This is a genomic window from Methylorubrum sp. Q1, assembly GCF_004683995.1.
In the GTDB taxonomy this organism is placed as follows: Bacteria; Pseudomonadota; Alphaproteobacteria; order Rhizobiales; family Beijerinckiaceae; genus Methylobacterium.
On the sequence record NZ_SRHQ01000038.1, the window covers coordinates 1 to 22,131 of the forward strand.

Annotated in this window: 18 protein-coding genes and 1 pseudogene; 9 read left to right on the plus strand and 10 right to left on the minus strand. The window is 62.5% G+C overall.

Annotated elements, in window-relative coordinates:
* The 4 genes from E4V01_RS23635 to E4V01_RS23650 form a co-directional block, all read left to right on the plus strand.
* Positions 1–304: helix-turn-helix transcriptional regulator (locus E4V01_RS23635; protein WP_135300053.1), on the plus strand; the 304-nt coding region annotated here is incomplete at its 5' end.
* Between the two features lie 585 nt (positions 305–889).
* Positions 890–1,897, plus strand: coding sequence for a 2-hydroxyacid dehydrogenase (locus E4V01_RS23640; protein WP_135300054.1), 1,008 nt, complete (start codon positions 890–892; stop codon positions 1,895–1,897).
* 3 nt (positions 1,898–1,900) lie between these two features.
* Complete coding sequence (locus tag E4V01_RS23645) at positions 1,901–4,273, plus strand: glycoside hydrolase family 65 protein (protein WP_135300055.1); 2,373 nt, start codon at positions 1,901–1,903, stop codon at positions 4,271–4,273.
* A gap of 161 nt (positions 4,274–4,434) precedes the next feature.
* The gene (locus tag E4V01_RS23650; protein ID WP_135300056.1) at positions 4,435–6,030 is read left to right on the plus strand and encodes an aspartate:alanine exchanger family transporter; all 1,596 of its coding nucleotides are present in this window, start codon (positions 4,435–4,437) and stop codon (positions 6,028–6,030) included.
* A 297-nt stretch (positions 6,031–6,327) separates the two neighbouring features.
* Here E4V01_RS23650 and E4V01_RS23655 read toward each other — a convergent pair whose 3' ends face one another.
* The 8 genes from E4V01_RS23655 to E4V01_RS23690 all read right to left on the minus strand — a co-directional run bounded on the left by E4V01_RS23655 (position 6,328) and on the right by E4V01_RS23690 (position 16,284).
* Positions 6,328–8,613, minus strand: coding sequence for a glycoside hydrolase family 65 protein (locus E4V01_RS23655; protein WP_135300057.1), 2,286 nt, complete (start codon positions 8,611–8,613; stop codon positions 6,328–6,330).
* Entirely contained in the window at positions 8,606–9,334 is a 729-nt protein-coding gene (locus E4V01_RS23660; RefSeq protein WP_135300058.1) for an HAD family phosphatase, read from the minus strand. Before E4V01_RS23660 ends, E4V01_RS23655 begins: the two co-directional genes overlap by 8 nt.
* 30 nt (positions 9,335–9,364) lie before the next feature.
* Positions 9,365–11,800, minus strand: a complete 2,436-nt coding sequence (locus E4V01_RS23665) for a phosphoketolase (protein WP_135300059.1) — start codon at positions 11,798–11,800, stop codon at positions 9,365–9,367.
* A gap of 141 nt (positions 11,801–11,941) precedes the next feature.
* Positions 11,942–12,388 (minus strand): hypothetical protein, encoded by a 447-nt coding sequence (locus E4V01_RS23670; protein ID WP_083530873.1) that lies wholly within the window; start codon positions 12,386–12,388, stop codon positions 11,942–11,944.
* 209 nt (positions 12,389–12,597) lie between these two features.
* Complete coding sequence (locus E4V01_RS23675; RefSeq protein WP_135300060.1) at positions 12,598–12,831, minus strand: hypothetical protein; 234 nt, start codon at positions 12,829–12,831, stop codon at positions 12,598–12,600.
* Between the two features lie 257 nt (positions 12,832–13,088).
* Positions 13,089–14,171, minus strand: a complete 1,083-nt coding sequence (locus tag E4V01_RS23680) for an AraC family transcriptional regulator (RefSeq protein WP_135300061.1) — start codon at positions 14,169–14,171, stop codon at positions 13,089–13,091.
* A 542-nt stretch (positions 14,172–14,713) separates the two neighbouring features.
* On the minus strand, positions 14,714–15,124 hold the full coding sequence (locus tag E4V01_RS23685) for a hypothetical protein (protein ID WP_245517681.1): 411 nt from the start codon (positions 15,122–15,124) through the stop codon (positions 14,714–14,716).
* A gap of 38 nt (positions 15,125–15,162) precedes the next feature.
* A complete protein-coding gene (locus tag E4V01_RS23690; RefSeq protein WP_135300063.1) occupies positions 15,163–16,284 on the minus strand; it encodes an AraC family transcriptional regulator in 1,122 nt (373 codons plus the stop codon).
* Between the two features lie 758 nt (positions 16,285–17,042).
* Here E4V01_RS23690 and E4V01_RS23695 point away from each other — a divergent pair.
* Both E4V01_RS23695 and E4V01_RS23700 read left to right on the plus strand, forming a co-directional pair.
* Complete coding sequence (locus E4V01_RS23695) at positions 17,043–17,474, plus strand: hypothetical protein (protein ID WP_083530874.1); 432 nt, start codon at positions 17,043–17,045, stop codon at positions 17,472–17,474.
* A gap of 238 nt (positions 17,475–17,712) precedes the next feature.
* A complete protein-coding gene (locus tag E4V01_RS23700) occupies positions 17,713–18,204 on the plus strand; it encodes a hypothetical protein (RefSeq protein ID WP_245517682.1) in 492 nt (163 codons plus the stop codon).
* Positions 18,205–18,408: 204 nt separating this feature from the next.
* Here the strand turns inward: E4V01_RS23700 and E4V01_RS23705 are convergent.
* Positions 18,409–19,107 (minus strand): annotated as a pseudogene (locus E4V01_RS23705) (STAS domain-containing protein); the annotation flags it as partial.
* 260 nt (positions 19,108–19,367) lie between these two features.
* Here E4V01_RS23705 and E4V01_RS23710 point away from each other — a divergent pair.
* Complete coding sequence (locus tag E4V01_RS23710; RefSeq protein ID WP_012251874.1) at positions 19,368–19,793, plus strand: hypothetical protein; 426 nt, start codon at positions 19,368–19,370, stop codon at positions 19,791–19,793.
* A gap of 180 nt (positions 19,794–19,973) precedes the next feature.
* On the opposite strand, the gene E4V01_RS23715 is transcribed toward E4V01_RS23710, so the two are convergent.
* Positions 19,974–20,495, minus strand: coding sequence for a GNAT family N-acetyltransferase (locus E4V01_RS23715; RefSeq protein ID WP_135300067.1), 522 nt, complete (start codon positions 20,493–20,495; stop codon positions 19,974–19,976).
* Between the two features lie 432 nt (positions 20,496–20,927).
* Between E4V01_RS23715 and E4V01_RS23720 the strand changes: the two genes are divergently transcribed.
* A complete protein-coding gene (locus E4V01_RS23720) occupies positions 20,928–21,902 on the plus strand; it encodes a phosphate acetyltransferase (protein ID WP_060770707.1) in 975 nt (324 codons plus the stop codon).
* Between the two features lie 3 nt (positions 21,903–21,905).
* A complete protein-coding gene (locus E4V01_RS23725) occupies positions 21,906–22,109 on the plus strand; it encodes a hypothetical protein (RefSeq protein WP_060770708.1) in 204 nt (67 codons plus the stop codon).
* Positions 22,110–22,131 lie beyond the last annotated feature (22 nt).

Consider the following 22,131-nt stretch of genomic DNA (forward strand, 5'->3'; position numbering starts at 1 on the left):
ATCAAGGTCGCGCATCTCCAGGATAGCACAGACACTGGGCACAAGCCAGCGAACCCTGTCCCGCCGCTTGACCGAAGAGGGGCTCAGCTTCGAGAGCGTGTTGGAAGAGATGCGGCGGGACCTCGCCCTGCGCTACCTTCGGGACACGCGTCTCTCGATCTCGCGCATCGCTTGGTTGCTGGGGTTCCGGGAGGCCACCGCTTTCACCCACGCCTTCCGGCGCTGGACGGGCCGGTCGCCGACGGAAGCGCGGGTAGAGCGGGACCGGGCTCTGAACCCGTCGCCTCCGCAGCGGTCCAATTAAGCCCTTCGGACGGCCGCGGTCAGATACCGAGCTGTGTAACCTCGGTCAGACTATCTCCCAGCAGACCTCGTCCACCGTCGCACGGTTTTGAAAGCCTGCTGTAGGGCAAAGTCGATCGGCGCAGTCGTGAAGAGCCGGCGAGGCATGGCGTCCGCCCTCCTTCAGGGTTCAGAGTGCCGAAACCTTGCGCCGGGCGCGGACCGTTTTGCTGAGCCAGGGCGAGATGGCACAGTCCTGGTCAAATGTCCCGACTGATCAAGCGTAGAATTTTGCACACCATAAAATGTGGCTGCAAAAGGAGACAATCCGTTTCCTGCCGTGGACGGTGCCGCGGTGGCTCCGGCCTCGCTGAGGCTGTGGCAGTAGCGCTAGGCAACCAGTCCAACAGATGTTTCTTACAAATCTCCATTCGATTTGCGAATTTCATCACTTTGCACGCCGACGGGCAGCCTCCGGAACCTGACTGGTGGTGCAGGAGACTGTGCGGACAACTATAGGAACACAATGTCTCCGGATTGATCGGAAGTCTGAAAACGGATTTACCAATTCGTTTTGGCACCGGAACATGCAAAAGGAGGCATAAGCATGCGAGTTGCAGTGTTCAGTGCGAAAAACTACGAGCGCGCGCTTCTCGATGATCTGAACGTCGGCCAGGAGCATGACCTCACGTATTTCGATGCCTTGCTCGAACCAGGGACGGCCTCACTGGCGGCTGGGTTCACCGCAGTCAGCGTCTTCGTCAACGATAGCGTCAACCGCGATGTTTTGAGGCAGCTCGCCCAGGGGGGAACGAAGCTGGTCGCAACGCGATGCACGGGCTTCAACCACATCGACTTGGAGGCCGCGGAGGAATTCGGAATCCGAGTTGTGCGCGTCGTCAACTATTCTCCGAACTCCGTGGCCGAATTTGCGGTCGGATTGCTCCTGGCGCTCAACCGCAAGGTCCACCGTGCCTACAATCGGACGCGCGAGGGGAACTTCAGACTTGATGGCCTCATGGGGTTCGACCTTGTCGATCGTACCGTGGCAGTGATCGGCACCGGAAAGATCGGGACCATCTTCGGACGGATCATGGCTAGCTTCGGATGCCGGGTGATCGGGTTCGACGTGCATCGGTCGCCCGAATTTGAAAGAATCGGCGGACGCTATGTCGACGCTGCGGGCGTCGAAGAGGCGGACGTCATCTCCATGCATTGCCCCTTGACGCCCGAAACCTATCACATCGTCGATGCGCGAACGCTTGGGCGCGTGAAGAAGGGCGCACTTTTGATCAATACGAGCCGCGGCGGCTTGATCGATACCGACGCGGCGATCGATGCACTCAAGTCCGGCCGGTTGGGCGGGCTGGCCATCGACGTCTATGAGCAAGAGGCAGAGCTGTTCTACAGAGATCTGTCGAGTACTGTGATCCCGGACGACGTCATCCAACGCCTCATCTCGTTCCCCAATGTCATCGTTACAGGACACCAAGCGTTCTTCACCCAGGAAGCGCTGGAGACGATCCTCGGCACGACGCTCAAAAGCATCTCTGAACTCGAGGCGGGTCACCCTCTCACAAACGAAGTTGCAGCTCCGAGACGCTTGCAAGGATGACCGATGCTGCGCCCGCGCTATGTTCCACCCGAAGATATCTTTCCGCCAAACCCCTGGGCATTTGAGGCCGTCCAATACGACGCACGTCTGGCGCAAGAATTGACTGGCCAAGCCGAGACGATGTTTGCCCTGTCCAACGGGTATCTGGGCATCCGCGGTTCGGTAGAGGAAGGTACTCCGGTTCAAGAGGCCGGCACCTATCTGAGCGGCTTCTACGAACACCGCCCGATTTCCTACGGTGAGCATGCCTACGGCTTCCCAACCGTGGGCCAGAGCATCTTGAACTGCCCGAGCGGTACGGCCCTGAAGCTCTTCGTCGAAGACGAGCCGTTCGTCGTTCCGCACGCCGAGATCCTGTCGTATCGGCGGAGCCTCGATCTGCGAGCCGGCACGCTGAACAGAGATGTTCGCTGGGCTTCGCCGGCGGGCACGCGCCTGCATATGCGGACGGTGCGTCTTGTCTCCCTCGCGCATCGGCACCTCGCTGCCATCGCGTTCGTCCTCACGGCAGAAGATGCCGACGTCGAGATCGCGATCTCCTCGGAACTCGAAAACGCTCCGTCATCAACGGCCGACATCGCGGACCCCCGCCTCGCGGCGAGCCTTGCCGGGCGTGTCCTGCACCCCACAGGATTTCAAGCCGAGGGGATGCGCGCAATGTTGAGTTACCGGACTGAAAGCTCCGGGCTTCACCTCGGCTGCGGGATGGACCACGCGGTCTCCTCGGAGAGCTCATATTTCACAGAGCAGGTTTGCAACGACGATTTCGCCGCCGTAACGATCCGCTGCAAGCTTTCGCGAAACAAGCCGATCGTGGTTTATAAATATCTGAGCTATCATTATTCAGACAATTCTGCTCCGGCGCGGATCTTGTTCCAAACCGCACTAACCCTGGACCGCGCGCTCAAGAGCGGATTTCAGGAAATCGTCGAGCGCCAAAGGAGCGATGTCGAACGATTCTGGGCGCGAGCCGATGTTGCGGTTGAGTGCGATAACCTGAGAACTCAGCAGACGATCCGCTGGAACCTCTTTCAGCTTCTGCAGGCTTCGGAGCGATCGGAGGGGCACGGAATCGGCGCCAGAGGCCTGACCGGAAGAACCTATGAGGGGCACTATTTCTGGGACACGGAAATATACGTGCTGCCATTCCTGATTTATACGAATCCAGCGATCGCACGTAGTGTTCTGAAATTTCGCTACGACATGCTGGATAAGGCGCGGGCGCGGGCGCGCGAATTGGGTCACCGTGGGGCGACCTTCCCCTGGCGAACCATCAACGGCGACGAAGCGTCGGCATATTATGCTGCGGGAACGGCTCAGTATCACATCAATGCTGATATCGCGTACGCCCTCCAAAAGTATGTGAACGTTACCGGCGACAACGAATTCCTCTGGAGCTATGGCGCGGAAATTCTAACGGAGACTGCCCGTCTGTGGTTCGACCTCGGCTTCTTCTCCGCGTCGAAAGGAGAAAAGTTTTGTATCAACGGCGTGACTGGGCCGGATGAATATACCGCGATCGTCAACAATAACTGCTTCACGAACCTGATGGCACGAGAAAACTTGCGCTACGCCGCCCAAGTGGTTCGCGATCTCAAGCGCATGCACCCCGATCGATTCGATGCCTTGGCCCAACGCACTGGTTTGGACAGTTCCGAACTGGCCGATTGGGAGGACGCATCCGAAAGGATGTACCTGCCCTATGACGAGCGCTTGAAGATCCATCCGCAGGATGATGATTTCCTGGACCTCGAGAAATGGGATTTCGCGGCAACCCCAGAAAATCGATATCCACTCTTACTGTACTATCACCCCTTGAATCTCTACAGGTCACAGGTCATCAAGCAGGCTGATATCGTGATGGCCATGTTTTTGCTCAATGAGCACTTTACTCATGAAGAGAAAAGAAGAAACTTCGAATACTACGACCCGCTTACCACACACGATTCATCTTTATCTGTTTGCATTCAGAGTGTCGTAGCAAATGAAATCGGTCTGCCGCACAAAGCAATCGAATATTTCAATTTCGCTGCGGCGATGGATATGTCGGATATCGGCGGGAATATGATGAACGGCGCTCACGTCGCCGCAATCGGCGGCACGTGGCTTGCCCTCGCCTACGGATTCGCCGGGCTTCGCGACAGCAAGGGTTGCATTTCGTTCAATCCCGTCCTCCCGAAGGAGTGGTCCCACCTGAGTCTTATCCTAACCGTAAGAGGACAGAGGTTTCGGATCGAGGTTGATCCTAACTCTGTCATTTACACTCTTCTCAGCGGAGAGCGGCTGAAGTTCTCGCATGTTGGCGAGGATCTCATTCTTTCCTCCGCGGAGCCGGTGATCTCGCGCCCGACCGGTCAGGGGCGGGTGGACGCTTAAAAGTCGAATGAGTCGGCCTGACAAGGCATTGAACCGATCATGATCAACGGGCCGTCTCATCGAGTGATGGATCGGCGCCGACTCGTGAGCACATGACAGGTGCGGGACAATACTGAGATCCTCGGTATCAGCGAGGCGCGCACTGAAGTGGGAGTCCTTCCATGATGGCCTCAGTCAGCGAGCTGGTCGGGACGCAGCCGATCCTTGCGCTCTTCCTCGCCATCGGCCTCGGTTATGCGGTGGGGCAAATCAGTATTCTGAACTTTTCCCTCGGCGTGGCGGCCGTGCTCTTCGTCGGCTTGCTGATTGGTGCCCTCGCCCCGAAGGCCCAAATCACCGGTCCGCTCGGTTTGGTCGGGCTGATCATGTTCCTCTACGCGATCGGGATTCTCTACGGGCGCCAATTCTTCGAGGGTCTGTCGGGGCCTGGGCGTATCTATAACGTGCTCGCTGCCGTCGCCGTCGTCGCCAGCCTGCTTGTGGCGCTCGGCCTCGGTGCTATTTTCGATGTTAAACTCGGCCATACCATCGGCATTTTTGCCGGATCGATGGTCAGCACCGCTGCGCTGCAAGCCGCACTCGACACGATTGGGAACCGGGACCCCTCCGTCGGCTACTCGGTCTCGTATCCGTTCGGCGTGATCGGCCCGATCCTCTGCCTCTATTTCATGACGCGCCGGGCGAAGCCCGTCTTTCCGCCGAAGCCCTCGCGCTTCCACCTCGGCGAAGTGACACTCGAACGCCTGCCGTCCTCTGGCGCGACGCTCGGCGCCGTCATGGCGACGCTTCCGGCTGGCGTGCAGATTGCCGGCGTGCGGCAGGAGCACCATAACCGGCTGCCGGATCCAGACCTCGAACTGCATGCCGGTGACGCGCTTCTGATTGCGGCCGATCGCGCTGCGGCGTTGGACGAGGTCGCCACGGCGCTCGGACACATCGACCAGGGCAGACTTGCCAAGGATCGAAGCGATATCACCTACCAGCGCTTCTTCGTCTCGAAGTCGGCCCTGACCAGCGTGAGATTGGCCGACCTGCCCATGCCGCCGGATGTATCGATCCGCATTCTGCATGTCCGACGCTATGACGTGGACCTCATGCCTTCGCCAGACTTGATGCTGGAGTTGGGCGACCGGGTCGGCGTCATTGTGGCATCCGAGCAGGTGGTTGCCGCGCGGGCGCATTTTGGTGATACCCTGAAATCAGCCGCGGAATTCAGCTATGTCTCCGTCGGCCTCGGCATGGTGCTCGGCGTCCTTCTCGGCCTCTTGCCGATCCCCGTTCCGGGCGTAGGCACCGTCACGCTCGGCATCGGCGGTGGCCCCCTCATCGTGGCGCTGATCCTCGGCAGGCTTCGGCGCACCGGGCCGCTCAGCTGGGTCATGCCGCTGCCCGCCAATATCGTGCTGCGGAATTTCGGTCTGACGCTGTTTCTGGCGACGGTCGGGATCAATTCCGGCCAGGCTTTCGTCACCACGGTAGCGCAGACCGGGCCGCTGATGCTGCTGATCGGCGTGGCGGTGCTGCTGACCACGGTCGCAATCGTATTGCTCGTCGGCTTCTACCTGCTCAAAATCCCATACGACGACCTGCTCGGTGTGGCCTGCGGTGCTACCGGCAACCCTGCCATTCTGGCCTATTCGTTGCGCATCGCGCCAACTGACCGGCCGGATATATGTTACGCGATGATCTTCCCTTCAATGACCATCGTCAAAGTACTCAGTGTGCAGATCATCGGCCTTCTCTCTCTTTCTGGCTGACTGTCTGCCGATGTAGCGTAGGGGCGTGCACTTTTATTGCGGACGACATCGCAGCATGTGAGCGTTCGGCTTCGCAGCCAAACCCCTAGGGGCTTTCGGCGCTGACGCACTTTCCGACGAAGCGGTCGCCGGTTCGGCGAGGGAAACCGTGTTAAAACGAAGGTCTAGAGACGCCGGCCTGATGCCATCAGGTCGGATACGACTCGAGCGCGGCGACCTCGTTGGCTTACGGCAGCTGAGTGGCCTGGCGCCGTAGAGCGTGTCATCGGCGCCCGGCACGTCGCGAGACGCCTTCGACTACAGCTCAAACCGCAGTGGCGATCCAGGTGTCAGGTGCTGCGTCACGCCCGCGACCGTGACGTCCATCCCGTCTCCGGCCATCAGCCTGGCCTCCAGCATAGGGCGGCTGACGCTGAGCCCGACGGATCGGCCTCTCCACCAGACCTTGAACGAAAGGGTATCCCACTGAGGCGGCAGCTTGGGATCGAGCTCCAGCGTGTCGCCCGCTAAGTTCAGGCCGGCGATGCCCAGGATCGCCGCCTGCCACAACCCGCCGAGCCCGGCGATCCGGACGCCGCCGGCGCTGTTTGGATCGAGGTCGAGGTCGAGAGACGCGGTCTCGCGCATGTATCGAAGAGCCGTATCCGATGCGCCCAGACGCGCGGCCACGCGGGCATGCATCGCGGCGCTCAAGGAGCTGCCATGGGCACAGCGCGGCTCGTAATGGCGGAAATTGATCTCCGCTCCCTGTCCGAGAAATTCCTGGGGCAACAAGGCGATCAGCGCGACGACGTCGGCTTGCTTGATCACTTGCGAGCTTTGCGTCTGCTCCCGGCCGATGACCACGTCGATCGGCAGCGCATGGTCGACATAGTCCGCGACGTTCAGCTGCTTGAGTCCGTAGAAGCCGGCGAACTGCTCGTACAGTCCGGTCGCGGGGTCGAGGCCGGTGACGATCCGCGCGACCGCGTCCCGCCAGTCATCGAGTTCCTGATCGTCGAGTGCGAGCTTGTCTCGAAGCGCCTCGGCACGGTCCGGCCAACCCTTGCGCAACAGGTCGAGCGCCTCCAGGGCGCAGCCGATGTTCCAGCGCGCCATCACGTTGGTGAAGGCGTTGTCGTCCACATCCTCATGGTACTCGTCCGGCCCGATCACGTGGCGGATGTGGCGCCGGCCATCCGCTTCGGCGACGGCTCGGGACGCCCAGAAACGCGCGGTCTCGAGGAGGATTTCCGCCCCCGCATCGCGGAAGAAATCGTCGTCGCCGGTGGCACGCCAGTACTGCCACACCGCGTAGGCGACGTCGGCGCTGATGTGGTGCTCCATCTTGCCAGTCAGGATCTCGATCGGCTTCCCGTCAGGCCCCAACACCGAGTCCGGCGTCGTCTCATCGCCGGTGTCGGCCGATTCCCATGGATAGAGGGCGCCTCGCCAGCCGCCGAGCGTCGCCTTGGCCCGTGCTCCGGGCAGCGTATGGAACCGGTACATCAGCAGCGCGCGCGCCGCTTCAGGCCAGACCGCGGTGTAGAACGGCAGAAGATAGATCTCGGTGTCCCAGAAGACGTGGCCGAAATAGGCATCGCCGGTCAGCGCGCGCGCACCGATCGAGACCCGGTCGTCGCTCGGGTTCGCGGCGCTCGTCAGGTGGTACACGGCAAACCGCAGCGCGCGCTGCAGGTCATCGTCGCCGTCGATGACGATGCCGCTGTCGCTCCAGTGTGCATCCCAGGCGGCTTCATGAGCCTTGAGGATCGCGCGCCAGCCCACCGATGTGCTGCGCGCGAGCGTCGCCGCGGCGCGGGGCGCAGGATCCTCTTCCGATCGCTCGGCGCGAGCGACGGCGACGAGGCGGGCGAATTGCGCCACCTGGCCAGCCTTCGAGCGCCAACGCCAGATCCAACGTAGCGGAAATGGGCGCTCGGGGTCGGCGGAGGCGCCGTCAAGATGCAACGATGCAGCACCTGCCATCGCGACGACCTTACCGGTCCCCTCGGTGCGCCACGCGCCGAGGTCGTTTTCGAGACGCACCGGCTCCATACCGACGCCGGCTAGCCCAAAGCTCGCTTCGAGGCGGACGTCGATGTCGTCGCGGTCCAGCACGATCTGCTGAAGCTGTAGTCCCACCGATCGGTCCGCCAGCGACAGGAGGCGCAGCTCGTGGCCCTTCGCGGTCACCTGCGCCGGTGTCCGATGCGTCCATTCGGAGAGAAGCACGCCGCGCCGCATGTCGAGCCGCCGCATGCCATGAAGAATCTCGCCTTCGCGGGCCACCAGCGGCTCCCCATCGAGGATGAGCCGGATCCGCGACCAGTCGGCGACGGGCACGAGCGCCGGCACAGGCGGCTCGGTGTTAGGCATGTCGAACAGCCCGGCGACGTAGCAGCGCGGCCACGAGGCCCATCGGATGTAGCCGAGCCAGCTCACCCAGGTCGGCCCTCGGCCCGTCGAGCGCGCGGCACGCATGCCGAGGAAGCCGTTGCCGAGGGCAAAGCGGGATTCGACCGCGCTCTCCGTGAGCACACTGTAGCCTTCGTGCGTGAGAACCCAGCCGGGCTCCTGTGTCGGTCGAAGCACCTCAAGCATCTGCAACGTGCTCCTTGACGGTTCGGGCGCGCAGCGTGCCCGCGCCAAGGGCGGCGATCTCAACGTGGTCGAGGCTCGTCACGACGAGATCGGCGCCCGCTTCGCGCAGCAGGGCTTCGTCGCCGAGGCGGGCAATCCCGAGCGCGGTCATCCCGCCCGCCCGCGCCGCCGTGATGCCGGCAGGTGCGTCTTCGATGACGACGCAGTGCAACGGCGATGTGTTCAGAGCTTCAGCGGCGAGCAGGAACAGCGCGGGATCCGGCTTGCCCCTCGGCACGTCACGGCCACTCAGGTCGGCGTCGAACAGCGACAGGAGCGTGCGCCCATCCGGCAGCTTCAGCTGGGACAGCATGGCGGCGGCGTTTTTCGACGATGAAGCCAGTGCCAACCGTAGCCCGGCCGACTTCAGGGCAGAGGCGAAGCGAAGGGCGTCCGGAAACACCTCGAAGCTACCCGCCTCGATCAGTTGGTCGATCAGGGCCTGCTTCCTGTCCGCGTACTCTGCGGTCCGGGCCGCAGCCTCAGGTCCGCCAAGCCGCTCCAGAGCCTCCCGAGCGCCTTCGAGGCGCGACTTGCCGGCGACGTTGGCTTGATAGAACGACGTGGTGAAGCCTGCCGGGTCGGCGAACCCGGTGAGCGCCTCGCGCCATGCGCGCTCGTGCGGCGAGTCCACCAGCACACCGTCAACGTCGAAGATCGCCGCGAGGAGAGCCGGTCTCAAAACACACGACGCCGGTCGAAGCGCCCCTCCTCACACATTGTCGCTCTCCGTCGAGCCGAGACCGCGCGTCGTCGCCATCGGACTCCAGGACCAGCCGGATACTTCCGGCATGTCGTCGCCGTGCCGATGAATGTACGCGCGATGGTCGATCAACTTGTCCCGGATTGCCTGCTTGGCGTAGGCCGCCCGAGCGGCCAGGCCCGGCACGCGGTCGATGACATCGCTGACCAGATGGAACCGATCCATGTCGTTCATCACGCACATGTCGAACGGCGTGCTCGTCGTGCCTTCCTCTTTGTAGCCACGCACATGGACGTTGCTGTGTCCGTGATGTCGGTAAATCAGCCGGTGAATGAGCCACGGATACCCTTGAAAGGCGAAGACGACCGGCTTGTCCGTCGTGAACAGAGCATCAAAATCCTGATCTGACAGGCCGTGTGGATGCTCCGTGTCGGGCTGCAGCTTCATCAGGTTCACGACGTTGATGACGCGCACCTTGAGATCCGGCGCGTGGCAGCGGAGGAGGTCGACGGCCGCGAGCGTCTCAAGGGTCGGCACATCCCCGCAGCACGCCATCACGACGTCCGGCTCGCTGCCGCGGTCGTTGCTCGCCCATTCCCAGATCCCAAGCCCGGCCGTGCAGTGCTTGACCGCCTGATCCATCGTGAGCCACTGGGGTGCCGGCTGTTTACCCGCGACGACGACGTTGACGTAGTTGCGGCTTCGCAAGCAGTGGTCGGTTACAGAAAGCAGACAATTCGCATCCGGCGGCAAGTAGACACGAACGACCTCGGCTTTCTTGTTCACGACATGGTCGATGAAGCCTGGGTCCTGATGACTGAACCCGTTGTGATCCTGACGCCAGACGTGGCTGGAGAGAAGGTAGTTCAACGACCCAATCGGTCGCCGCCACGGAATATGGTTGCAGACCTTCAGCCACTTGGCGTGCTGATTGAACATCGAGTCGATGATGTGGATGAAGGCCTCGTAGCACGAGAAGAAGCCGTGCCGACCCGTCAGCAGATAGCCTTCGAGCCAGCCCTGACATTGATGCTCGCTCAGCATCTCCATCACGCGGCCGTCATGCGCGAGGTGGTCATCCCACGGATACGTCTCGGCCACCCAGGCGCGGTTGGTCACCTCGAGCACGTCCTGCCAGCGATTTGAGTTATTCTCGTCCGGACTGAATAGCCTGAAGTTTCGCGCTTCGGCGTTCAGGTCCATGACGTCGCGGAGGAAGCGTCCCATCACGCGCGTGGACTCGGCGACGGCGGCACCGGGGGCGGTCACCGGTATTGCATAATCGTGAAAATCCGGGAGCCGCAGGTCGCGGAGCAGAGTGCCTCCATTGGTATGCGGATTGGCGCTCATGCGGCGGTCGCCCGTCGGGGCAAGCTCGGCAAGTTCGGAGCGAAGCCGGCCGCCTTCGTCGAAGAGCTCGGCGGGCCGATAAGATTGCATCCAGTCTTCGAGCATGCGCACATGGGCCGGATTGTCGTGCATCTCGCCCATGGGCACTTGGTGTGAGCGCCAGTAATCCTCTGTGCGCCGTCCATCGATTTCCTTCGGACATGTCCATCCTTTTGGCGTCCGAAGAACGATCATCGGCCAGAACGGCCGGCCCGTGAAACCCTTGTCGCGCGCGTCTGACTTGATCCGCCGAATGTCTCGCAGGACAGCATCCATGGTGGAGGCCATGCGCTGGTGCATCTCGGCCGGATCATGTCCTTCCACGAAGTAGGGGGTGTACCCGTACCCACGGAAGAGATGTTCAAGCTCCGCGTGGCTAATTCTGGCCAGTACAGTCGGGTTGGCAATCTTGTAGCCGTTGAGGTGGAGGATCGGCAGAACCGTCCCATCACTCACCGGGTTGAGAAATTTGTTCGAATGCCAGCTGGTGGCAAGAGGCCCGGTTTCGGCCTCGCCATCGCCGACGACGCAAGCGACGATGAGGTCGGGGTTGTCGAACGCAGCGCCGTAGGCGTGCGAGAGGGAATAGCCCAGCTCTCCGCCTTCGTGCATCGAGCCCGGTGTTTCAGGAGCCACATGGCTCGGGATGCCGCCTGGGAAGGAGAATTGCTTGAAGAGGCGCTTCATGCCTTCAGCATCGGCGGAGATGTTCGGATAGACTTCGCTGTAAGTTCCCTCGAGGTATGCGTTGGCAATCAAAGCGGGGCCACCATGCCCCGGCCCTGTAATATAGATAACATCAAGATCATGCTTTTTGATAAGACGATTGAGATGAACATAGATGAAATTCAAACCCGGAGTGGTGCCCCAGTGGCCGAGCAGACGCGGCTTGATGTGCTCCTTGGTCAGCCGTTCCACCAGTAGCGGGTTGTCGTAGAGGTAGATCTGACCGACCGACAAGTAATTTGCCGCCCGCCAATAGGCATCGATCAGGGTCAGCTCGGATGTCCGCGCCGTGCGCTTGGGCTGCCGCCGAGCTTTGAGGATCGCGTCCATCTGGCTGCCTCGCTTCGGTGCTGGGTCGACTCTGGCGCGAAGCGGCGGGCTTGTTCCGGGTGGAGGCCTTGGGCATCAGCATGCCGCACGCTTCCAGCTGCGGTAGCGCGTCGTTTCGCCAAAGACCGGACGCGCGGCGCCTCAATACGAGGCACAGGTGCCGGTATACGCATCGTAGTAGGCGTAGGGCCCGCAGCCTCCGTAGCCGCTCCGATACCCGTAGTAGCCAGCGGCGGCGGCCGCACCGACCCCGGCCGCGGCGAGCCCGTAGCCATAGGGACGATAGCCACCCCAACCATAGCCGCCACGGACAACGTAGCCCCGGCCGACCCGACCGCCGCCCCAACCGGGGCGTCCGGCAATCGGACGTCCCGCCCCCCAACCGGGCCGGCCGGCAATCGGGCCTGCAGCCCCCCAGCCTGGCCGCCCAATTCCGCCGCGCAAACCGCCACCGTGGAAACCACCACCGCCGCGGAAGCCACCGCCGTGGAAGCCGCCGCCACCACCGCGGAAGCCGCGCGCATCGGCCGCCACACCGGTCAGGATCAGGGCCGCGAAGGCGGCGGATGAGATCAGGAGCGCTTTCATGAGGTCGTCTCCTTGCCGGAGGACACCACGTCGAGGTGAGCCAAGTCGAGGTGAGCCAAATCGGATTCGGTCGTGCGACGACGCAGTGGGTCCGTACAGCATCAACCGTTTGGTGCAGAGAACGCTAGCACCGGGCCGGGCGCCTCGCTTGATCTGACAGGACAGGCACAGATCACGATGCGGCGCACTCTAAGAGAAGCCAGCAGGAGTCAGATGCTGAGCTGTGCAACCTCGATCAGGACATCCTCAAGATAGGCCTTGATTCGGCCGATCTCGGTCGCGCTCGGCCCCATGATGCTGAATCCGATCAACTCGCCGCGCGCATGTACCCTGCGGATCAGGGATTCCGCTTTCGTAGCCACCTCGCGCTCGGTCTGCGCGCGGAGGATGCTGCCGGTCTCGGTGGTCGTGATGCGAATTTCGAAGCCAGGCTTTTCAAACATGACTTCACCATGAAATAACCAGCCTGAGGCAGAATCTTGTCCATTAAGATGAAGGAAAGCTCTCCTACATCAATCTATATCATCGGCACATCGAGGATTTGGGCGCTAATCTCCCGACGGATGGTCGGAGGCGAGGGATTTGCCTGATGATTACGCTCAGATGCTGCTCGCTTATCATGCTCGCCGGCATCAGGAGTGCACGGCACCGGCACGAACGCGCTGCCTTATCCGAGCCTTCTGCCGAGGAGGGGAGGATCTTATTGGTGTTCCTCGCGCTTCGTCTCGGAATGGTTTCCCTGCCTCCATGAGCTGGGCGTCTTGCCTGCCCAGCGTCGGAAGGCGTGTGTGAAGGCGGCGGGCTCCGAGAAGTCCAGGACGGCCGAGATCTCCGTCATGCTCATTTTGGTATCAGCCAAGAGGCGCTTGGCCACCCGGAATTGCGCCTCGTTGGCAAGCTGCTTGAAGCTTGTCCCTTCGGCCTTCAAGCGGCGGCTCAAGGTGCGGCGACCGAGCGACAGGCGAAGCGCCGTCTTCATCACGTCGCAACGCTTCCGGATCACCTCGGCGCGCAGGTGCTGACGAAGCCCGTCCTTCAGCGTGGAGGGTCGTGCCGATTCAAGCCGGCGAATACGATCCTCCACTCTGCGGCGCAGGACCGGATCGGCTCCAGCGATGCGCCGCTTGAGGAGGCTGGCCGGGAAGACCAAGGCGGCCGTCTCCTGATCGAACCGGACGGGTGCTCGAAAGAACTGGTTATAAGGCGTCGTGCTGGTCGGAGCAGAGCGCGGCAGCAGAACTTCCAACGGGGCCCAATCAGACCCGCACAGCGCCCGAAGGATGTTTGTCGCTGTGGCCAGCGCCCGATCCGAATGGTGGACAGCACCCTCGGCTCCCGGCTCATACGGGCAGTAGGTGAGGACGGCCACGTCGTTGTCGATGCCGAGGCCGACCACCGCACCCCGATTCAGCATGCCCAAATACGCTTCGAGAGCCCGCAAGGCATCGCCGATGGTGTCCGAGTTGTTCAACAGCAGGCCGAGAAGCCCGAGGGAGGTGATGGTGGTCCTTTGCCCAATGAGGAGCCCCAAATGAGGGCAGCGGGTGCGCTCAACCGCTATGGCAATCAGGCGGCCGAGGGCGCTGTACGGAACGAGCTTGCCATGACACTCGAAGAGCCTCGGATCGAGCCCTGCCTCGACCATGAGGGTGTCGGGATCCGCTTCGAGTTCGACGAGGACGGCGTAGATCGCTTGAGCGACCCTGAGGTGCGCCAAGCCGACGGGAAGCAGGTTCTCAGGTGGGCTGGGGTATCCGGTTGCCAAAGCGGCATAAGAAAACATAGCAAGATCCTCCTATTCGGGGGCCAAGCTGATTCGGATAACTCAAGTTAGCTTTGTGCAATTTAGTGCGTTCGCGATGGATCTTCTTGATCGAAACGGTCATCGCGTTCGTGAAAACGTGGCTGGCTCCAGTCGGCGGCCAAAACCTGGCCGGTGTACAAACTCAGGCTGTGTGACAATGGCGGGGTGAGCGAGCGGCCCGAGTCGGCCGATCGGACGGCGGCTTCTGCCGCAAGTGGATAGTAGACGGCTACGACCGTGGACTAATAATTATATAATATGCCCGCAACTGTTCGGATACGACACAAGAGTTACAGAAATTACTAGAACCTTGCCATTGATCTGCGTGCCAAGCAGCTTCGTGCCGAAGCTCGCGCGGCAATTTTTTTAAGAGACCGATCGTCGATGGCGTGAAATCGACGATCCGCTGCGCCTTTAGGCCGCTAAGCTCAACAGATTCGCGGATTATGGGAAAAAATATCTGCGATATCAATTTCCGGAAGAGAATCAGCTCAATAAAACTATATTTCGACTGCTGCGACTCATTGCGAGCAGCGTTGGTAGCCTGTGCCCGCCGGGTCTTGCTCATTGTAATAGCGCTTTAGGGGGCCGTTCGACTGAGGCATCATGTAAACCCTGACCTCCTGAGCGGCCACGGCGTTCGCACAGTCGAGAACGAGAAGCTGGCGGTCCCCGGTCGGTCGAACCGACTTGATGCTGCACGTCGCCATGGGGGTCTTCAGGCGCTTTCCTGAGACGATGAAGGCCGGAGCGAAAATGTCGATCGGCTTCTTGAACGCCCCACCTTTGCCCGCGGATGAAAAGACATCCGTACAGTCGCGCCCTTCCAGTACCCAAGCGCCCTGATAGGCAGACAAACCGGGGCCTGCTGCCAACGCGTCCGACACACCAGCCGAGGCTGCAAGGCTTAGCCCGAGTGCTGCGACACCCATGAGACGTACAGTTCGCATCACCACCTCCTGAGTAAGCTCTATCGGACCGGCTGCTGAGTCTGTGCGGAGTCGAAATTTTCGTCCTGCTCTCGACCAAGGCACTTCGATTGATGCTCTCGCCGCCATGTACTGGGCGCAAAGCCTGACCAGCGCCGGAACGCATGGCTAAAGGCGGCGGGCTCGGAGAAATCCAAGGCCGCCGAGATCTGCGCCATGCTCATTCTGGTATTGGCTAGGAGTTGCTTGGCGACTGAGAACTGCGCTTCGTTAGCGATTTGCTTGAACGTCGTGCCCTCGGCTTTCAGCCGACGACGCAGGGTACGGGGGGGGACCAGTCGCAGTCGCGCCACATGCGCGGCCTTACAGCGCTGCCGCATCACCTGGGCTTGGAGGTACTCGCGAAGCTTGTCCTTCAGCGTGGAAGGCTGTTCGGACTCAAGCTTGCGGATGCGATCCTCAACTCTCCCGCGGGCCGCCGGGTCCGCCCCCTTGATGCGCCGTTCAAGGATTAGAGTTGGAAACACCAACGCGGCCGTTTCTTGGTCATACCGCACGGGCGCCCGAAAGAAGCTGATGTAAGGCGCTGTGTCACGTGGCGCGGAGCGCGGCAGCAGCACTTCTAATAGAGCCGCATCGGAGCCACCCAACGCCCGAACGACGTTCGTAATTGTGGCGAGGGCCCTCTCCGATTGGAGAGCCGTGCTCTCGGCTTCCGAGCCATAAGGACAGTAGCTGAGAACGGCCACCTCACTGTCGATATCGAGTCCGACGACTGCGCCCCAGTTCCGCACACCAGCATGCGCTTCAAGAGCCCGCAAAGCGCCGCCGATGGTGTCCGAGTGGCGCATGAGCAGGCCAAGTAGCCCGAGCGAGGCCAATGTCGCGCGCTGTCCAACAAGGAGCCCGAGATGGTGACAACCCGTCCTCTCGGCTCCCAGAGCGATCAGGCGACCGAGAGAAACGTATGGGACAGGGGTCCTGCCGCCGTCGAAGGTCAGAGGATCAAGCCCCGCCTCGGCGAGCAGTTCGTCCAAATTGGCGCCCAGTTCGACGAGAGTGAGGTAGACCGCTTGCGCGACCCCAGGGCGAGTCAAGCCAATGAGAGATGGCCTCTCGTGCGATCGGATGTCTCCAACGACCGTGGGCGGGCGTTGGCGCACAATTGAACCTGATTTCTCGGACGACGACGTGATGTGCCCCCCTGATTCGAGGCCAAGCCTGCGTACTTAGGCTTGTATTATTTAACATTTCAATGATCATTTCATACGAATTGCCTTGGTAGAGCGTAATTTTCATTCCCCCTCGGGCACAAACTTCAATCACGCCACCATTGTCGTCGGATCGACGCTCGCCCGTCGTGAAGACCACGGCAGCCGCCCTGAATACGAGCAGGCTCCACGCCACCCACGTTGCCTCGACGAGGCCACGAAGGGCGACCGCTTCTGGGCCTATGTCACCGACAGCCTGTCACCTGTGTTGAAGCCCGGCGATACGATGATCCTGGACGATTACGGAGCTCAGAAGGTGGTGGGCAAGCGCGACGGCATCCAAACTGCCGGCGTGCAGTTGCTGCTCAGATTTACGGCCCTTTTCCCTGGAGATCATACGTCGACTTTAAATCGTTTCGATCACGCAATCGTAATTTGGAGGTTTTCCGCCACCCTCCAGATAAATAGCAGCACAAAGCTTGGAACTGATCGAATAAGCCGAGCCAAACAGTGGCTCGCTGCACATGCTCCACGCCGCCGCCGAAATGACAGCATCCGTTTGCAAAGACTTCGCTCAATGTCCTCTTGGATCAAGCAACGCGATCGAGGCTGTCATACGATCCGAGCGACGTATTCTGGGACTGTCGTTCCTACGGATCGGCATCTCGGCGTGCCCCGGGCCGCACCCACATGTCGCGAGGTCAAAAGCCATGACCCTCAGGATTTTACCGCCCCTTCTCCTTGTCGCATGCCTGGCCTCGCCCGCGCTTGCTCAGTCGGCGATTGACCGGGGCCAGCCAGCGGCCCTCATCCATGGCAACTATTGCGGGCTCGGCAATAACGCGCCGCGGCCGCCGATCGATGCGCTTGATGCCGCCTGCGCGCGCCACGACGCCTGCACTCCTGCCGGCGGCCTGCCGTCGCCAGCCTGCAATCTGCGGTTCAAGCGCGAGACGGCATTCATTTCGCGTGATCCGCGACAGCCCGACGACCTGCGCGCGTTGGCAGGCTTCATGTCCGCCAGCGCGGCTCTTCTACCCTTCGATCCGGTTGCCCCGGTCGTTGGCACCAGCATGCCGGCATCCGGTCCGTATGGACCATCTTCGCCCGGTCCATACCGGCCCGCCTACTACGCCTATTAGAGCCGTATCCGCCCCGATCGCATCCAGTCGGCGCCTCCAAACTGCTGTTGAGAGGCGCCGTTTTTGGACAAGCCGGCCCCCTTCTCGTCGGAATGCGCTCTTGCGTCGTCGCGGAGCCCGCCGGTTGCCAACAAGGATCGGACTGGCGCCTGCGGATGATCTCGATCCTAAAATCAAGCAATCCGAGGATCGTCGAAACACCCAATACCGCTCAGTGGGTGTGAACATGGAGGATGCGATGCAAAAACTTGCTTTGGTGTCGCTGGCAGCACTCGGAATGGGTGCGCTGATCGCCGCGGATACCGCTGAGGCCCGTGGTGGCTTTGGCGGCGGTGGCTTCCGAGGCGGCGGTGGCTTTGGCGGCGGATTCCGGGGCGGCGGATTCAGTGGTGGCGGCTTTCGCGGTGGCGGTGCCGTCGCAGGCGGCTGGCGCGGCGGCGTTGGCGGCTATCGTGGCGTGGCCGGTGGCTACCGCGGCGGTTTCTACGGCGGGCGCGGCTTCTACGGCGGTCGTGGCTACGGCTACCGCGGGTACGGCTATCGGGGCTACGGATACGGCGTCGGTGCCGGCCTCGCCGGTCTCGCGGTCGGCACGGCCGTCGGGGCTGCGGCCAGTAACTATTACGGCGGCTACGGCTACGACAATGCCGGCTATGGTGGCTACGCTCCCGCCGCCTATGGCTCAAGCTATCCCGCTTACGGATACGGGGGCTGTACCTGCGGCTACTAATTCCACCGCATGAGCGCCAGGCCACTCGGCGGCGGCCGCCATGCGGCGCGCCAATCCGGTGGCGGCTGCCGTGGCCTTCACGATGGGCCCGCGCCGATCCGACGACAACGGCGACGCTCTCGCCCCTCCTGTCGGCCGTCGACCGGGAATCAGATCACGCTACGTAGGAAAATCCCAGCTGACTCAGCGAGATTGCCGACATTTCTAGTCAGGCGTTGAGGACGCCAGGAGCGCCTTGTAGCGCTCGATGGCGGTTCGCGCGTTGAACAACAGGCGGTCCGGTCCGAGTTCCTGATCCAAACCGGCGCGCCACACCCTGTTCAGGACGTCGGGGTTGAGGCCTACGAGCCAAAACGTCATGCTGGTCCGCCGGGCACCATCCCGCAGCATCTGCAGCGCTGAATACTCGATGTCGGGCACACGGCTGAGGTCGTGGGCGACGATACGCGGCTTGTGCTCGGCAATGAGCGCCCGGATCCGGTCTGCCACGTTCTGCGCGTTGGCAAAGTACAGGCGCCCCTCCGGGCGCAGGATCAGGAGGCCGACGAACGTCTCGTCATCGGGGTGCTCCGGCGACAGGGGGCGCAGCACATCTGCGCCGTGCTTGCGGGCGATGATAGAGATGCGGGGATGGGCCGTTTGGAGGCCCAGGCCGACCAGCGAGAGGACGATGGCGACGGTGATACCCTGAAGCGTCCCGAAGACGAGCACCCCGATCCCCGCCACGATTGCCCAGTGGAACTCCATCCGCCGCACTTTGAAGATGTCCCGGAACTCCGCTGGCTGGATGAGGCTGGCCGAGTAAACGATCACGACCGCCGCGAGGGTTGCCTGCGGCACGAGGCCCAGGACCGGCGACAGGAGCAGCATCGTCGCGAGGGCAAGCGCGGCCGTCACGACTGCTCCTGGGGACGACAGGGCCGGGAAGAGACCAGCGCGCAGCCAGAATGATGTCGCCGCAGCGATACACGAAGCCAGTGACCCACGAATGCGTCAGCGAGCAGGTTTCAGCGGCTGTCCTCCGGGATCAAGCAACGCTGCAGACTCGGTAGTAGGAACCGGTCGACCAGAGTTCTGGACCCGAGCAGGTCACGGGTCCGGTCACGCCGGCAGGGACTTATGCGCCTCACCTCCATGTTGTCCTCCTGCGAGGAAACAACGTTATGAAAACTCTCCTGATTGCGTCTGCGGCTTTCGCGGCCCTGATCCTGACCAGCGTCACGGCAGATGCGCGCGGATTCCGTGGCGGCGGAGGCGGAGGCTTCCGGGGCGGCGGCATCCATGGTGGCGGCTTTCACGGTGGCCGGGCGGGCGGATTCCGCGGTGGGGCTGGTGGCTATCGCCGAGGCGTGGCCGGCTATCGCGGCGGCTATGGTCGCGTCGGCCGCTACGGTCACAGAGGGGTCGGCCGCTACGGCTACGGCTATGGCCGCTACGGTTACGGCCGCTATGGATACCGTCCCGGATACGGGCTCGCCGCGGCCGGGGTCGGAGCTGCTGCGGCCGCCGGTTATTACGGCTCGACCTACGGCGGGTGCGGGCGATACGCCTTCTACGACCAGTATTCGGGCACTTGCCGCCCCTACTGACCCACAAGCCCAGACGATTGCGTCCGGATTCAGCGTCTCTGGATCTCTGTTTCGACGCGCATTTTCGACGGACCGGTTTCCACTTTGTCGGAATGCGCTCTCGGTCACGGGCCCGCAGCCGCGTGCCCGTGATGACGGTCATCCATGCCAAATCTCATGGGCTCACGATTTCGGGCGTGCTCAGGTTAGCCGAAGCACCAAGTGGACCGCGTCCGCGTCGCGTCGGCTGCTCAGCGGTAGCCCGGTTCGTTCGAACAGCTTCAGCATCGGAGCGTTTTCGGGCAAAACCTCCGCGGTCAGTTCCGTGAGCCCTGCCGCCCGGGCGATGTCCACGAGGTGCCGCACCAGCGCGGCACCGATGCCGCGCCGCTGATATTCGTCGACCACGGTGAACGCCACTTCGGCCTGACCTGGCCGCGTCGCGACATAGCGGGCGCCGCCGACGATCGTCTGTTCGCCATCCTCGTCCGCGGTCGCGACCAAGGCCACCTGCTCCCTGAAATCGACGTTGAGGAAGAACGCAATCTCCTTGTCGGTGAAGTGGCGCTTCGCAGCGAAGAAGCGGCGATAGAGCGATTGGGCGCTTGTGTGGTCGATGGCTGCCAGCATCCGCTCCCGGTCATCCGGCCGAAGCGCGCGGATCTCCAAGGCGCGCCCATCGCAAAGACGCTCGACGGCCGAGTAGCATGACAGGTCTCCCATGACATCGCTCCTTTCGGGATTGCCGCCGTCGGCTGTCACGCCGCCGTCTCCGATGGGAAGTTGACGCTCGTCATCTGCGTTGCAAGCGGCTGTCCCGGCAATATTGCACAAATGTTCTTCAGCCATAATGAAGACCATCCCATAAGATGGGGTGCGCCGTTGTTGCGGAGGTGGCCCAAAACATGCCGCGCCGCACATCGCTGTGCATGATGAAACGCAGGAAGATGGCCCGAGAAGAATTCGGATCGCCTACGCGGCCAGCGACGTCAGCCGCCGATCCGTCCCGTCCGATCAAGCCGCCTGATCCCAAGAGCGTATGAGTTGGCGGTCCTCGTCTCCGCGGCGCAGGCGACGAGGCACCTGTGCGAGAGGTCACGCCCGTCGCACAGGACCGCTCCGGATCCTTTCCTTGAACTGTCAGAGGAGGCCAGGGTGTCGATTGCGACCATCGAACAGGCAGCGGTCGAAACCCGCGGACACGAGAAATATGACCGTCTTATCGTGGCTGCCCAGGCGCTGCCGAGGCTTCAGGTTGCCGTCGTCCATCCCTGCGACGCGGCCACACTGGGGGCGGCACGCGAAGCCTCCGCGCTCGGAATCGTCGAACCGATTCTGGTGGGTCCACTGGGAAAGATCGCCGCCGCCGCAGCCGCACTCGATGCGGATATCGGCGGCTTCCGGCTGGTCGACGCCGCTCACAGCCACGAGGCCGCTCAGAAGGCTGTGGCTCTCGTGCGCGCCGGCGAGGCCGAGTCCCTCATGAAGGGGAGCCTCCACACCGACGAGTTGATGGCCGCGGTGGTGCGCCGGGACGGCGGCCTACGGACGGCCCGCCGCGTCAGCCACTGCTTCGTCATGGACGTGCCGGGCCATGCGACGCCCCTGATCATTACGGACGCCGCGGTCAATATCGCGCCCTCGCTGGAGGAAAAGCGCGACATCACGCAGAACGCCATCGACCTCGCGCAAGCCCTTGGCGTCGAGTCGGTGCGGGTCGCCATCCTGTCGGCCACGGAGAGCGTCAACGCGAAGATGCCCTCGACCCTCGATGCCGCGGCCCTCTGCAAGATGGCCGACCGGGGTCAGATCACCGGCGGCATCCTCGACGGCCCTCTTGCCCTCGATAATGCCATCGACCTCGAAGCGGCTCGGATCAAGAAGATCCACTCACCGGTGGCCGGCCAAGCCAACGTACTCGTGGTCCCCGATTTGGAAGCCGGCAACATGCTGGCCAAGAGCTTGACCTTCCTGGCCCGTGCGGACGCGGCCGGGATCGTGCTCGGGGCTCGGGTCCCGATCATCCTGACGAGCCGGGCCGACTCTCGGCTCACGCGTCTCGCCTCCTGTGCGGTCGCCTCACTGTTCGCCGCCGCCCAGCGCGCCCACCGGTCCCTACCGGAGGTCTAGGCGATGACCTCGGTCCTGCTTGTACTGAACGCAGGCTCTTCGAGCCTCAAATTCCAAGTGTTCGCCTTCGGTGAGACCGCGGATCCACGCCGCATCTTCAAGGGCGTGTTCGAGGAACTCAACGGTTCGCCCCACCTGCTGATCCGGGACGGATCACCCGAGGGCCTGGTCCCGCTGCCTGGGTCATTCCGGCGGACGAGGAGATGACGATCGCGCGCGGAACGTGCGA

Excerpts from the sequence above, each read along its gene's own strand:
- E4V01_RS23640 (WP_135300054.1), top strand. The coding sequence starts at position 890 with ATGCGAGTTGCAGTGTTCAGTGCGAAAAACTACGAGCGCGCGCTTCTC.
- E4V01_RS23645 (WP_135300055.1), top strand. The coding sequence starts at position 1,901 with ATGCTGCGCCCGCGCTATGTTCCACCCGAAGATATCTTTCCGCCAAAC.
- E4V01_RS23650 (WP_135300056.1), top strand. The coding sequence starts at position 4,435 with ATGATGGCCTCAGTCAGCGAGCTGGTCGGGACGCAGCCGATCCTTGCG.
- E4V01_RS23655 (WP_135300057.1), bottom strand. The coding sequence starts at position 8,613 with ATGCTTGAGGTGCTTCGACCGACACAGGAGCCCGGCTGGGTTCTCACG.
- E4V01_RS23665 (WP_135300059.1), bottom strand. The coding sequence starts at position 11,800 with ATGGACGCGATCCTCAAAGCTCGGCGGCAGCCCAAGCGCACGGCGCGG.
- E4V01_RS23670 (WP_083530873.1), bottom strand. The coding sequence starts at position 12,388 with ATGAAAGCGCTCCTGATCTCATCCGCCGCCTTCGCGGCCCTGATCCTG.
- E4V01_RS23675 (WP_135300060.1), bottom strand. The coding sequence starts at position 12,831 with ATGTTTGAAAAGCCTGGCTTCGAAATTCGCATCACGACCACCGAGACC.
- E4V01_RS23680 (WP_135300061.1), bottom strand. The coding sequence starts at position 14,171 with ATGTTTTCTTATGCCGCTTTGGCAACCGGATACCCCAGCCCACCTGAG.
- E4V01_RS23685 (WP_245517681.1), bottom strand. The coding sequence starts at position 15,124 with ATGGGTGTCGCAGCACTCGGGCTAAGCCTTGCAGCCTCGGCTGGTGTG.
- E4V01_RS23695 (WP_083530874.1), top strand. The coding sequence starts at position 17,043 with ATGACCCTCAGGATTTTACCGCCCCTTCTCCTTGTCGCATGCCTGGCC.
- E4V01_RS23700 (WP_245517682.1), top strand. The coding sequence starts at position 17,713 with ATGCAAAAACTTGCTTTGGTGTCGCTGGCAGCACTCGGAATGGGTGCG.
- E4V01_RS23710 (WP_012251874.1), top strand. The coding sequence starts at position 19,368 with ATGAAAACTCTCCTGATTGCGTCTGCGGCTTTCGCGGCCCTGATCCTG.
- E4V01_RS23715 (WP_135300067.1), bottom strand. The coding sequence starts at position 20,495 with ATGGGAGACCTGTCATGCTACTCGGCCGTCGAGCGTCTTTGCGATGGG.
- E4V01_RS23725 (WP_060770708.1), top strand. The coding sequence starts at position 21,906 with ATGACCTCGGTCCTGCTTGTACTGAACGCAGGCTCTTCGAGCCTCAAA.